The organism is Runella aurantiaca (assembly GCF_003339505.1).
GTDB classification, from domain to species: Bacteria; Bacteroidota; Bacteroidia; order Cytophagales; family Spirosomataceae; genus Runella; species Runella aurantiaca.
In genome coordinates, this window is sequence record NZ_QPIW01000006.1 from 1 (window position 1) to 14,003 (window position 14,003).

A 14,003-nucleotide genomic window follows, 5' to 3' on the forward strand; every position below is an offset into this window, starting at 1 on the left:
GACTGTGCAAAATCGTTACGATTTGCTCCTCTGTAAAATTGCTTTTTTTCATTTGGATACCGTTTAAAAGTGAAATTTATAATTTTTTCTACTTTTAAATGGATACGGTTCGGGGAATGAGGACAGGCCCTATTGGAAATTTTTGAGTTGCTTACCATCAATTGCCTACAACTGCCGTAAATAACTAATCTTGGCAATCAGGTGGTCTTCCTGACTGCGGTTATCGAGGCGCGTGGTGGATTGGAACTCACGCTTGTTGAACACGATGTAAATAAACGACAGCGGCTGATACTCCCACGACAAACGAATGTTGAAGTTGTTGGCTTTGGTGTCGGTGTTGCGTTGGTAAAAACCAATGAGTTGAAGGCGCGGGTTGGCCGCAAAACGCCCCTCTACCGACAATAAATCTATATTTTTGGTGGTATTGTTCACGCCCACATTTCTAAAATTATTTCGATTAAACCGCCCAGTGATGGAAATATGCGGAACCGGGGCGACCAATACGCTCAAGTTGGTGGTATTGAGCTTACCGTCATAATAGGTTCCGTATTCGCCATTCCACGTAAAACTCAGTTTTTTAGAACCATCGCTTCCCCAATACACCGCATGACGCGTGTAGTTGTAGGCACCCGCCGCAATTTTCACCCCCAACGGGCTGAATGGCTCCGTCAGGTACTGGTACGTGGGCGTCATGACATGCCCCATAAACCCACCCGACTGAAGCATAATCCAGAAAGGACTCAAGCCGTATGAGCGCTCAATGAGCCGGCCCGTACTCGCTTGGTTGTAAAACTCGACCAACAAACTCGGCTCAAACGAACGAATGATTTTTTTGAAGGGTATGTGTTTGCCCCGGTAAAACCAAAAGATACCGGGCGTAGTGCCGATGACGTCGGTACGTGAAATAAACCCAACGGCAGGGTTATACGATTTTGAAATCAGCGACTGCGTCCACCAAATCTTCCATTGGTTGGTGGCGTAGTAGTATTGCGCTGCTCCCGCTACACCCGTGACGTTGCCTTTGGAATCGTGGCTCAGATTGAACATCCAGTTGAGCGAATGGGCTTCGTTAAACCGCACAAAACCATCCAGATTCCCCACGATATTGGTATTACCAGTGTCATTTTTAACCGTTACTAAGGCTCCCAAACGGCTTTGTTTACCAAAGTTTTCGGAATAGCGACCTACAAAATAGTTCGTCAACGGCGAAGAGTCGGTCCCTCGCTGGCGAATATACATGGCACCGTAATTGGTCTTGGCCGAACGGCTCACAAAACGAGCACCGGCATCAATCGGAATAGGATTGCCGCCTCCGTCCAAGCCAATCTGTCGGCTAAAAAAGGGCTGAATACGCATCGAACCGCCCGACATATCAGCCGCTGGGCCAACGCCAATCCCAAACAGCGAGGCATTTTCTAAGAAAAACTGCCGACGTTCGGGAAAAAGCACCGAAAAGCGCGTTACGTTGTTGACTTGGCGGTCGGCGTCGGCTTGTGCAAAATCGGTATTAAAGGTCAAATCCAACACGGCTCGCGAGTTGATGGCCCATTTCACTTCACCCCCCAATTTCACGGCGGCATCTTGGGGTTTGCGTCCGTCCATGTTGCGGTAGCGGTCGTACGAAGTCAAAAAGAACGGTTGTATGCGTACGTTGGCCGTCGGCGGGGGCGGTTGCAGGCCTTTGATGATGCCCGCGTAGTCCATGCGTAGCACGTTGAATGAACGGGGAAACGGGGAAAACGCATAATTTTCGTTGGTCATGCGTCGACTTCGGTTGAGGTTAAAGCCCCAACTTTGAAAGACCGAGTCGGACTTGGCATAGCGGAGGGTTTTCCAAGGAATGGCAAATTCCGCCACCCAACCCGAATCTAAACGAGCAGTGCGCACACGCCAGAGGCCATCCCAATCCAAGTCAATGTAGTTGGCGTCAAAAGCCAAAAAGTCTCGCTGAACGCCGTGCGGATTGGTCGTAAACACCATAGCATTGCGGCGGTCGTTAAAACCGTCGATGGTCATACCCACAAAATCGGAATTGCGGGTGTTGAAGTCCCGCTTAAAATCAATGACGCGGATTGATTTTTTGCCCAGTGTATCATAATTAAACACGCCAATGTACAAATAGTGTTGGTTGTACAGCGCCCGCATTTCGGTACGGTGGCGTGGAATTTTGCCTTGATGGGGGTCTATTTCTACAAAGTCACTTTTGGGTTTGGCCAGCTGCCATTCTTTGTCATTGAGCAATCCGTCTATTTTCAAGTTGTTGGAAACCTTGACGGCTTCAAATTCTTTACGGACTGAATCGGGTTTAAACAGAAGCACATCTTGCGAAAAACAGAGAAACGGAAACAAGCAAAAGGCCAGCGCAAACTTATAGTTCATACGAGGAAGTGAAATGGGATATAAATAGGGCCGCAAGTTATTATTCCTTTCTAAAATCGCTCTCCCCCAAAAGATGGGAAAACGTAGTCTCAGGGCAATTTTTTGTGGACTATTGCGGTGCTTTTGGCCCCGTGGGCTTTGTGATACGGCACTTTCGTTTACTCAAACGAGTAAAAAAGAGCCTTTAATTGATTTTGTCATTGTTTCCGAATGATGCTATCCAACAATATCCCTCAATAAGTCAGCTCAATGAAAAGTAAGAATTTGGTATTTTTTTTGGTAAGCCTAACGGCCCTGATCTATGCCTGCAAAGTGCAGATGACCACCACCTCTTCATCTGCTTCGTCGGCCACACCAGTGGTCATTACGCAGGCGGAGGAACAGGCCAGTCTGAACTTACCCGTGGAGACGGTTCCTGCCATGGTGCCGCTGAGTCCCGCGCAAAGCCAGCAGGCATTTCGCGTGCCCAAAGGCTATCACATGGAGCTTGTGGCCAGCGAACCCATGATTACTGAGCCGGTGGCACTCGCGTGGGACGGCAACGCCAAAATGTACGTGGCGCAGATGGAAACCTACACCCAAGACGCCGACGGCACAGGAACCAAAGCAAAAATCAGTCGAGTGATGTTGCTGGAAGATACCGATAATGACGGAAAAATGGACAAAAGCTCCGTTTTTATTAAAGACCTGATGCTGCCCCGAATGCTGCTTTGCGTCAACCACGAATTGTTGGTCAACGAAACGGACACCTACGATATTTACAGCTACAAAGACACCAATGGCGACGGCGTGGCGGACGTCAAAAAGCCAGTCTACCTTGTTGGGAAAGTAGCGCCTGGCAACTTAGAGCATCAGCGCAGCGGATTGGTATGGAACCTCGACAATTATATTTATCAGACCGTAGACCCCGTCCGGTTTCGATATACCAACGGCGTTTTGAAGGCCGATTCCCTACCCAGCGGCTCCAACGGCCAATGGGGACTGACGCACGACAATTATGGACGTTTGTTTTTTAGCCGTGGCGGGGGCGAAAATGCGGGTTCGGGCTTCCAAATCAACCCTAAATACGGAGCGTTGGAATTTTCTGATGCGTACAGCGAAGAAACCTTCAGCCCCGTGTGGTCGAGCATTTCCAACCCCGATGTGCAGGGCGGACCTAAGCGATTGCGTTCCGACAGTACCCTAAACCACTTTACATCGGCCAATGGTCAGTCTATCTTTCGGGGCGACCGTCTTCCATCTGATTTGGCGGGTGATTACTTAATTACGGAGCCCGTTGCCCGCATTATCAGACGCGCCAACGTCGTGAATCGCGAGGGAAAAACCTATCTCGAAAATGTGTACCAAAACAAAGAGTTTATTTCTAGTACTGATTTCTTTTTCCGACCCGTCAATACTTACACTGGCCCCGATGGCTGTGTGTACATCATCGATATGAACCGGGGAATCATTCAGGAATCTAACTGGACGCCCAAAGGAAGCTTTTTACGCGACCAAATTGAGCGTTATAAGTTGGACAAAGTGAACCAACGGGGTCGCATCTGGCGACTGGTCCATGACGGATATACCCGAGGCCCCCAACCCAAAATGTTGGACGTGCCAGCGGGCAATCTGATTCCGTATTTGGACCATCCCAATGGCTGGTGGCGAGATAATGCCCAGAAACAGATTGTTATTTTGGGCGATAAATCGGTCATTCCTGTGCTGAAACAAATGGCCAAAGGGCAGCAGGGCGCGTTGCCAAAGCGCCCCTCGGCGTTGGGCCAGCTTCATGCCTTGTGGACCTTAGAAGGCCTAAACGCCATTGACAAGGAAGTAATTTATACCACCATGAAAGACCCTGACCCACAAATCAGACGGGCGGCCATCTGGATTGGTGAAATGTACCTGAAACAAAACGACGAGGAGTTTATCGCAAAACTAAGCGAGCTTACTTCCGATGCCGATTATGATGTCAAAACGCAGTTGATTCTGTCGCTGGGTGCGAGCAAAAACGAAAGCGCCAAGCGCATCGTGAAAGGTATTTTGGAACAACATGCCGACAAACAAATGTTGGTCAGCGCCAAAGCGAGCATTGATAAAAACGAAGACATTAAAACCTACGGTAGTCGATTGGGGCGACTGTCGGCGGGTGACCGAAAATTAGTGATGGAAGGGGCCGAAATCTATAAAGCCATGTGCTCAGTATGCCACGGGAATGACGGAAAAGGCTTGTCTTCCAATATCGCCCCACCGCTGCTGGGGGCCAAGCACCTGATTGCCGACAAAGAAACCTCCATCCGAATTCTGCTCCACGGCCTGAAAGGTCCGATTGAGGGGAAAGCGTACCCAACCGAAATGCCCGCAATGAAAGACAACACCGATGAGTGGATTTCGGCGGTGCTGAGCTATGCCCGGCATGAGTTTGGGGCCAACCGCCCCAGAGAATACCGAGGATTGCCTTATCCGGCGGTGTATCCGGCCGATGTTAAGAAAATGAGAGAGCAACATGCCGTACTCAATGAGGCGTGGACGATTGAAGGTTTGGAAAAACTTGCTCCTCCGCTGCCCGTCAACCGGTAGACGTTTATTCCGTGACGGTGCCCTTTGCGGTGAGCGCACAGACAAGCTCCTTTGCTTCAATTTATGCCTTTGAGTGAGTATTTTAGACGTTTTTGTTTCTTAGTAGAATAATTTTCTCAATAACGGTATCCATTCCAAATGACCCTACATTCGGATTCTATTCTTCAGGTTCACGGTCTTTCCAAATCGTTTTCGGGTGTCAATGCGCTTGATGATGTGCAGTTAAACCTGCACAGAGGAGAGGTTCACGCGTTGATGGGAGAAAACGGGGCGGGGAAGTCGACCTTCATGAAAATTCTGATTGGCCTCCTTACGCCCGACGCTGGTGAGATTTTGTTTGAAGGAAACGAGCTGAAAAACAATGATGTAAATGATGTCCTGAAACAAGGGATTTCCATGATTCATCAGGAAATTCTGATTGTGCCTGAATTGACCGTTGCCCAAAATATTTTTCTGGGAAGAGAGTCGACCCAATGGTTTTCGAGTTGGTTAAACGACCGCGACATCAATCAGCAAGCAGAAACCCTGTTGCAGCAAATAGGGCTAGAGGTAAGTCCCAAGACCAAAATGAAATACCTCAGCGTGGCCGAAATGCAGATGGTAGAAATTGCCAAAGCCATTTCAAACAACGCCAAGGTCATCATCATGGATGAGCCAACATCGGCGATTTCAGATAAGGAAGTAGCAACACTGTTTGCCATCATCAAAGACCTGAAAGCCAAAGGCGTATCGGTAATTTACATCTCGCATAAGATGGATGAAATCTACCAAATCGCGGATACGATTACGGTGTTGAGGGATGGGAAATACATCGGCACCAAATCTGCCGCCGAACTTGATCGTAAAAGCCTGATAACGATGATGGTCGGACGTGAAATAAACACGCTTTTTCCCGAGAAGTCTTCCTCAAAAGGAGAAGTAGTTTTATCCGTAAAAAATCTTAATGAACGCGGCAAATTCGATAATATTAGTTTTGATGTACATGCTGGAGAAGTAGTCGGTATCGCAGGATTGATGGGAGCTGGTCGAACCGAAATAGCGCGGGCTATATTTGGATTGGATACATTCAGCAGCGGCGAAATTGTACTCAAAGGCCACAAAATAAACATTAAATCGCCGTGCGACGCCATCAAAAACGGCATCGGTTATGTGAGCGAAGACCGAAAAGGCGTAGGGTTTATCCCCGCACTGTCGGTCAAACACAATATTACCTTGGCGAGCCTGTCAAATCATACCAAATGGGGGATGATTCAGGATAAAAGCGAAAGCGCAGTAGCCACCCAGATGATTAACGACCTGAAAATCAAAGCGTCGGGTATGGACCAAAAAGTGACGCATTTGAGCGGTGGAAATCAACAAAAAGTGGTCATCGGGAAAGTATTGCTTGCCTCGCCCGAAATCGTCATCTTGGATGAGCCCACGCGAGGAATCGACATTGGAGCCAAATTTGAAATTTATAAGTTAATCAACGAGTTGACAACCAAGGGAATAGCCATGGTGGTAATTTCGTCAGAACTGCCCGAGATACTCGGCATGAGCGACCGCATTGTCGTGTTATCAAAAGGCAAACAAACGGCCCTACTCTCCAAAGAAGAAGCCACGCAAGAAACAATTATGAAATACGCAATGCAGCATTAATTAACCCTTTGCGACCTTTGAGTTCTTTGCACCAGGCTGGATAAATGTAAATGTCGTTTTTTACCGCAATGAACGCCATAGAATCGCAATAGACGCAAGGGTTTATAAAAAACTGTGGTGGAGGTTGCTCACAACCGCCGCCCTTATGGACGAAATAGGAACGAGAACCCAAATACTTTAGAATGAATAATTATTTTACGCAATTAGGGAATTCCACCAAACAACGGGCCCGTGGCATGGGGCAATACGGGATTTTCATCGCTTTTGTGATGATTTGTCTCATCCTGTCGCTCATTACCCCCAAATTTCTGACCGTTTCCAATTGGACCATCATTGTTACGCAGGTGTCAATCAATGCGTTACTGGCATTTGGGGTTACATTTGTCATCATCACGGGCGGGATTGACCTTTCGCTGGGTTCAATGGTGGCCGTAACGGGGATTGTGGCATCACTATTGGCCCATCCCGACGATTACCCCGTCATTGTGCCCGTTTTGGCGGGTTTGTTGGCGGGCGTTTTCATGGGAGCGTTCAACGGAACCATCATCACCAAAAGCAAGGTGCCGCCGTTTATTGTTACGCTCGGCACCATGACTATCGGGCGGGGTTTGGCCTTGATTTTGAGCAAAGGTCGCCCTGTTTCCAATCTTTCCGACTCGTTTAATTTTATTGGTGGAGGAAGTATTTTTGGGGTTCCCTTTCCTATTATTGTGCTTATTGTGGCGTTTGTGGTATGTTCGGTAGTTTTGAAAAAGACGATTTTGGGGCGTTACATTTATGCCATTGGAGGCAACGAACAGGCGGCAAAAGCATCGGGAATTCGAGTAAATAAAGTCAAAATGGCGGTTTATACGATATGCGGCGGATTGGCGGCTTTAGCGGGCATTTTGCTGACTTCCCGAATCACCACTGGACAGCCAAACGCGGGCGCTGGTTTTGAACTTGATGCCATTGCGGCGGCCATCATCGGTGGCACAAGCACCTCTGGAGGAACAGGAACCATGACCGGAACTCTCATCGGTGCGTTGCTGATTGGCGTGATTAGCAACGGGTTAGACTTGCTCAATGTCACTTCCTATTACCAGCAAGTCGTGATGGGAGCCATTATTATCGGAGCCGTGGTCCTGGATGGCTGGAATCAGTCGGCCGCGCAGCGATAAGTAAGCAGGCCGTCTCCTTTAACCCCCTGCTTGAGGAGTGAAAATAAAACGCTGCCAAAAAGGACTTTAGCCCTGACTGTTTTGTAGTAACAAACTGAACTATATTAACTGAAAATGAAAAAAATATACCTTGGATTGATTGCTTTGGCGACGTTGGCAGGATGTAACCAAACGAGTGAAAAAGAGAGCGGTGAGAAGAAAATGGTCATTGGCGTTACGATGCTGAGTATGCAAAATGAGTTCATCGTTAACGTCAGCGATGAAATGGAGAAAAAGGCGCAGGAATTGGGTATTGAACTCATCACTGTCGATGCCGAGCGCTCGGCGTTGAAACAGATTGAGCAGGTCGAGAGCTTTATTGCCCAAAAAGTAGACGCTATTGTGATGAATCCTTGCGAAGTGGAGGCCAGTTCGCCTGCGGTGACCAAAGCCTTGGCGGCCAAGATTCCCATTATCAATGTTAACTCAGAAACCAGCACTAAACCTTCGGCATTTGTTGGGTCTGACGACGTGGAGTCGGGCCGAATTGCCATGAAATTTATTGCCGAAAAACTGGGCGGCAAAGGGAACGTGGTCATGATGCACGGCTACATGGGACAAGCCGCACAAATCAAACGCGAGCAGGGCGCGCGCGAAATTTTGAAACAATACCCCGACCTGAAACTAATTGCGCATCAAACGGGCGAATGGGACCGCGCCAAGTCGATGTCGCTGATGGAAAACTGGATTCAATCTTATGGCAGAGACATTAATGCGGTATTTGCCCAAAACGATGAAATGGGCATGGGAGCCGTCAATGCCCTGACAGCGGCGGGCATGAAAGATAAAGTGATTGTTGTCAGTATTGATGCGATTCCTGATGCATTGCAAGCGGTAAAAAAGGGCACTTTGGACGCGACCGTTTTTCAAAATGCGCAACAGCAGGGAGCCAAAGCCATAGAAACCGCCATGAAGCTATACAAAGGAGAAGTCGTTGAAAAAGAGGTGCTTATTCCTTTCCAGTTGGTTACCAAAAACAATGTAGCAACCTTCATCAAATAAGGATAGTTAGGGATATTTTTTTTAAGTTATTGCCCTTGTTTACTTAAAAAAAACACTTCTAAAAGAAGTGTTTGAAAAACTTTCTATCACAAAAATATCCAATTCATTAGGTGTAGACATTTCTGTTTTAAGTAAAAAAACTTATAAAAATCGATACAACGTGTTGATATTCAGCCCAGTGTAGAAAAGTATACTTTTCTACACTGGGCTTTCTTATTTTAGGTACGCTCAAATGGGCGTTTAAATCCAATTTGAGTGCCGACAGCTTCTTCTTCATTTGACCTAAACCGACTTCAAAGTGGTATAACACTAGGATAATTTCAGGGTATGTTTTGACTTTGGCAGGATGGCATAGGATAGTTCTTTTAGCGGACTTTTAAATATTTGTACAATAAAGGGGATTTATATTTCTATTTTTATGAATCCTCTTTACTATTATCTATCTACTTAACATTTAAATCATTTTCAAATGAAAAGAAAATTTATTCTATCTAAGAGTAAATTCCGGACGCTTTATTCCCTGCTGGCGCTGGTTTTACTTTTTACAACTTCCTCGTTTGCGCAACAATCAATTACGGGTAAAGTAACTTCCGCCGACGGAGAAACGTTGGTTGGGGTGAACGTGAGCGTTAAAGGAACCACGAGAGGTACCACAACCGACGCAAGCGGTACGTACAAAATTGAAGCAGCGAGCAGTGCAACGTTGGTATTCAGTTACATTGGTTATCTGACCAAAGAGGTTGTTGTGGGAAACCAACAAACGATTAATGTAAGTTTAGCCGTTAATGACAAAACCCTCAGTGAGATTGTTGTAGTGGGTTATGGTAGCCAGGTAAAGAAGGAAGTTACGGGTGCCGTACAGACGATTACAGCTAAAGAAATCAAAGACTTGCCAGTATCTCAAATAGCCCAGAAACTTCAGGGGCAAGTGGCTGGGGTACAGATTAACCAAACGACAGGCCGGCCAGGACAAGGAATGAACGTTCGTATCAGAGGCCAACTTTCGGTATCGGGTGGTAGTGACCCACTCTATGTCGTTGATGGTTTTCCTATCACGGGTAACATTGGGGCTTTAAACCCCGACGAAATTGAAGATATTTCTATTTTGAAAGATGCCGCTTCTACTTCGTTGTATGGTTCGCGGGCGGCCAACGGAGTAGTACTCATCACCACTAAAAGAGGCAAATCGGGTCAAACCAACGTAAGCTTTAACGTTTTTACAGGTACGCAAGTAGTGCCGAAAAAAGGGCGTTTTGAGATGATGAATGCCGAAGAGTTTGCCCAATTTAAAAAAGAATACTACGAAGATGCCAAGCAGCCTGTTCCTGCTGAATTTCAGAACCCTTCCCAATACGCGGGCAAAGATAACGACTGGTACGATGCCGTGCTTCGTCGTGCTCCCCTACAAAGCTACAACTTGACAGTGACCTCTAACAAAGATCGTGTAAGCACTTCATTGGTGGCGGGGGTTTTCAACCAAGAGGGGATTGTCATCAATACCAAATACCAACGCTACTCACTTCGCTTGAACAGCGAATACAAAGTTTCGGACAAAGTAACGATTGGGTTAAACATCGCTCCCCAGTATGTGTTTGACAATACGCCACGTACCGACGGCGACCGTGGTACGGGTATTTTGTTTAACGCCATCCACACTTGGCCGGTAATGCCTATTCGGGACGACAAAGGGGAATTGACGCTTTTCAACCGTTTTCCTTCAAGCACGGGTAATATCTTTGCCTATCCTAACTGGGTTCGGGCGGCCAATGAGTTGGTCAATGAAACGAAGCAAACCAATATTCTGTCAAACGCATACATTTCATACAGCCCTATCAAGGGTTTGACCTTGAAATCAACGTTCAACGTCGAGTTGCTGAATCAGAAGTTTTTCTTCTTTAACCCTTCAACGGCCACCAGTGCCATCAATACAGCAGTACCAGTTACGGCAGTTTCGATACGCGAAGCCACCGACAACTTTGGCTGGTTGAACGAGAACTTGGCTACGTATGTCAAGTCATTTAACAACCACAACTTTGAGCTTTTGGCAGGTTATACAAATCAAAGCTTCCGTGCCGAATCAAGCCGTATCCAAGCGGATACTTACTCCGACGACCGCCTTCCGACAATTCAAGGAGCAATCAACGTAAACCGTGGGGGAACCTTCAGCAACGTGCAAGAGTGGAGATTGACTTCGTTGCTTTCTCGTTTGGCCTACAATTATAAAGGCAAATACCTCCTCACAGCCTCTATTCGTCGTGATGGCTCTTCTCGCTTCGGTTCAAACAATCGTTGGGGTACTTTCCCGTCATTATCAGCAGGTTGGGTAGTATCGGATGAGGACTTTATGAAGAATTTCAGTAAGGTTTCTTTTGCAAAAATAAGAGCAAGTGTTGGGGTAACGGGTAACAACAACATCGGTAACTATACACAGTACGCGTTGATTAACAATACGGTGAACGCCGTCTTTGGAAACAACGTTGCTGCTGGTGCGGCTGTTACCTCATTGGCTAACTCCAACCTCGGTTGGGAAACGACTCGTCAGGTGGATATTGGTTTTGACCTTGGATTCCTCAACGACCGTTTCCAATTCACGTACGACTATTATACCAAGAATACCACCAACCTGTTGTATGCGGTACAGATTCCTCAAGAGTCGGGCTTTACCAACTTCAACGACAACATTGGTGAGATTAAATTCTGGGGACATGAATTCTCGCTTAACACTCGCATCGTTGACCGTGGTAAGTTGAAGTGGAGTGTAAACTCTAACATCTCGTTCAACCGCAACAAAGTGCTGGCCCTCGCCGACGGAATTGACCGTGTTTATGGCCTACACCATATTACAAAGGTGGGTGAGCCGTTTGGCCAATTCTATGGTCACCTTGCCAACGGAGTATATATGAACGCGGAGGACCTCAAAAACTCTCCTGTTGTTCCTGGGCGTTCATTTGTTGGTACAATTAAACTCGTTGACGTAAATGGTGACGGTGTTCTTACCAACGGTGGAGACAAAGATGACCGCACGATTTTGGGTAATCCATTCCCTAAATTTACTTACGGAATAACCACAAACTTAAACTACGGTAACTTTGACTTTAGCGTAATCGGTTCGGGCTCGCAGGGCAACCAATTGTGGGTACGTCACTTGTACAGTACTGCCAACCTTGATGGCGTGTTTAACCTTCACAGAGAAGTAAAATATCGCTTCCGCTCAGAAGCCAACCCCGGCAAAGGATTCTACGGAACCACCGTGGGTGGTGGTACTGCAACGGGTATCGAGCGTGACTGGCAAAACAGTCGCTTTGTAGCGGATGCTTCCTTTTTCACTATCAAGAATATTACGGTAGGGTATACCATCAACAAGCGCAATAAGCTTTTCCGCTCGGCACGTGTGTATGCCTCTATTCAGCAGGCGTTGGTGTTTACCAAATACTGGGGTGGATCTAACCCCGAGACCAGCGCGCAGCAAAACGGACAAGGTGATGGTGGAAACCTGAGCCCTGGGGTTGATTTGTTTAACTATCCAGTACCACGTACGTCGACGATTGGGGTAAACTTTAATTTCTAGCAAAGTAGATTGAGTTGATTTGGAGGGTGTAAATCCATTTACACTGTGGTTGCACCGCTCCAAATCGCATAAAATCAACTTAAAAACACTGAATAAAACATGAAAAAATCAATCATATTTTCTATTGCCTTGAGTTTAGGAGCATTTAGCTGTAGTGAAGACTTTCTGACCGTTACGCCAGAAACTGCGTTGAGCTCGGCTACTTTCTTCAAAACGGAGTCTGACTTCATCCAAGCCGTCAATAGTGCTTACGTGCCTCTGCGTACCCTTCACAATATCAACTCGCATTTGCTTTCTGAGCAACATTCGGATAATGCGCGCTACGTACGTAACGTTTTGTTTGGGGCGACCGAAAACCAATCTAACTTGGCCGATTTCAACGTCCCTACCGCTAACGGTATCACTACGAACGGTAACGTTCTGACGGCTTATCGTCAAAACTACCTCATCATTGCCCGGGCTAACCAAGTATTGGCATTGATTGATGCAGCCACGATCCCAGATGATACCAAGAAAAATGTAAAAGGACAAGCACTATTTCTGAGAGCGTTGTCTTATTTAGAAATAGCACGTTATTTTAACCGTGGCCCACTCCAATTGACCCCTGTGAGTGCGCGCTCAGAAGCTGCTGCTGCGCTTGGTACAGGCGACCAGTTGTACGCCCAAATCATCAAGGATGCCACCGATGCGGTGGGTTTATTGCCCGCCAAATCAGCTCAGGAAGCAGGTCGTGCCACCTCAGGCGCTGCTCGTGCGTTGTTGGCCAATGTCTACATGATTCAGAAAAAATGGGCAGATGCCGAAACGCAGCTTCGGGCCATTGTATCAAGCGGTGAGTATAGCTTGATGCCCAACTATGCCGATGCATTTTCTAACAGTACAAGCAACAAAAATACCAAAGAATCGGTATTTGAAGTGCAGTATTTGGAAGGTTCGCAAGGACTTAACGGAAACTTTTTGTACAGTATGCTTCCTTTTCCCATCGCGGCCAATGAACTGGTTACAATTACAGGAACTACAAACCCTCAACCCTTATCAGGAGAAGGCAACAACATTCCAACGCCCGATTTGATAGAGGCTTATGAAACAGGCGATAAGCGTAAAGAGGCCACGATTGGCACGATTACTTTAGGTGGTGCTTTGCACGCCAACAAAACTTTTCCTTACATTAAGAAGTATGCAAGACCGCACGCATTGCACAACAACCACGGCATGAACTGGCCTATTTATCGCTACTCAGAAGTGTTGTTGTTCTTGGCAGAAGCGTTGATTGAGCAAAACAAATTGGCAGATGCGGCTCCTTTCCTCAATCAAGTTCGTACTCGTGCGGGATTGGCCAATACTACGGCCACTACCCAAGCCGCCCTGCGCGATGCCGTGTATCAGGAGCGCCGGGTTGAGTTGGCTTTCGAATCAAAGCGTCTGCATGATTTAGTTCGTACGGGCCGCCTTGAAACCGTGATCAAAGCCTACGGCGACCGGGTCAAAGCTGATAAATTCAGATATTATTTCCCAGCTGAAGGCTTCGTACCAAGCGATGCTTTCACTAACATCACCCCTTACTACGGTCTTCCTGCTGCCGAGGCAGACTTGAGTCCTAATTTCTAACGTATACCCCAAAACGAGCCGGTTTCTTCTATGGAAACTGGCTCATT

At 47.0% G+C, this 14,003-nt stretch carries 7 protein-coding genes; 6 read left to right on the forward strand and 1 reads right to left on the reverse strand.

What is annotated here, in order from left to right; genetic code table 11:
- Positions 1-165: 165 nt before the first annotated feature.
- Positions 166-2,379: a carbohydrate binding family 9 domain-containing protein gene (locus DVG78_RS09405; RefSeq protein ID WP_114460844.1), complete on the reverse strand. Its 2,214-nt coding sequence runs from the start codon at positions 2,377-2,379 to the stop codon at positions 166-168.
- Positions 2,380-2,628: 249 nt separating this feature from the next.
- On the opposite strand from DVG78_RS09405, the gene DVG78_RS09410 reads away from it, so the two are divergent.
- From DVG78_RS09410 to DVG78_RS09435, 6 genes are all read left to right on the forward strand, one after another.
- Positions 2,629-4,941 (forward strand): DUF7133 domain-containing protein, encoded by a 2,313-nt coding sequence (locus DVG78_RS09410; RefSeq protein WP_114460845.1) that lies wholly within the window; start codon positions 2,629-2,631, stop codon positions 4,939-4,941.
- A 138-nt stretch (positions 4,942-5,079) separates the two neighbouring features.
- Positions 5,080-6,579, forward strand: coding sequence for a sugar ABC transporter ATP-binding protein (locus tag DVG78_RS09415; RefSeq protein WP_114460846.1), 1,500 nt, complete (start codon positions 5,080-5,082; stop codon positions 6,577-6,579).
- A 182-nt stretch (positions 6,580-6,761) separates the two neighbouring features.
- Positions 6,762-7,739 (forward strand): ABC transporter permease, encoded by a 978-nt coding sequence (locus DVG78_RS09420; protein WP_114460847.1) that lies wholly within the window; start codon positions 6,762-6,764, stop codon positions 7,737-7,739.
- Between the two features lie 114 nt (positions 7,740-7,853).
- Positions 7,854-8,780: a sugar ABC transporter substrate-binding protein gene (locus tag DVG78_RS09425; protein ID WP_114460848.1), complete on the forward strand. Its 927-nt coding sequence runs from the start codon at positions 7,854-7,856 to the stop codon at positions 8,778-8,780.
- A 469-nt stretch (positions 8,781-9,249) separates the two neighbouring features.
- Entirely contained in the window at positions 9,250-12,348 is a 3,099-nt protein-coding gene (locus tag DVG78_RS09430; RefSeq protein WP_114460849.1) for a SusC/RagA family TonB-linked outer membrane protein, read from the forward strand.
- Positions 12,349-12,447: 99 nt separating this feature from the next.
- A complete protein-coding gene (locus tag DVG78_RS09435; RefSeq protein ID WP_114460850.1) occupies positions 12,448-13,956 on the forward strand; it encodes a RagB/SusD family nutrient uptake outer membrane protein in 1,509 nt (502 codons plus the stop codon).
- The last annotated feature ends 47 nt before the right edge of the window (positions 13,957-14,003 follow it).

What these genes read in the sequence shown, in the direction of transcription:
- DVG78_RS09420 (WP_114460847.1), top strand. Translation starts at nt 6,762, where the DNA reads ATGAATAATTATTTTACGCAATTAGGGAATTCCACCAAACAACGGGCC.
- DVG78_RS09425 (WP_114460848.1), top strand. Translation starts at nt 7,854, where the DNA reads ATGAAAAAAATATACCTTGGATTGATTGCTTTGGCGACGTTGGCAGGA.
- DVG78_RS09435 (WP_114460850.1), top strand. Translation starts at nt 12,448, where the DNA reads ATGAAAAAATCAATCATATTTTCTATTGCCTTGAGTTTAGGAGCATTT.
- DVG78_RS09430 (WP_114460849.1), top strand. Translation starts at nt 9,250, where the DNA reads ATGAAAAGAAAATTTATTCTATCTAAGAGTAAATTCCGGACGCTTTAT.
- DVG78_RS09415 (WP_114460846.1), top strand. Translation starts at nt 5,080, where the DNA reads ATGACCCTACATTCGGATTCTATTCTTCAGGTTCACGGTCTTTCCAAA.
- DVG78_RS09410 (WP_114460845.1), top strand. Translation starts at nt 2,629, where the DNA reads ATGAAAAGTAAGAATTTGGTATTTTTTTTGGTAAGCCTAACGGCCCTG.
- DVG78_RS09405 (WP_114460844.1), bottom strand. Translation starts at nt 2,379, where the DNA reads ATGAACTATAAGTTTGCGCTGGCCTTTTGCTTGTTTCCGTTTCTCTGT.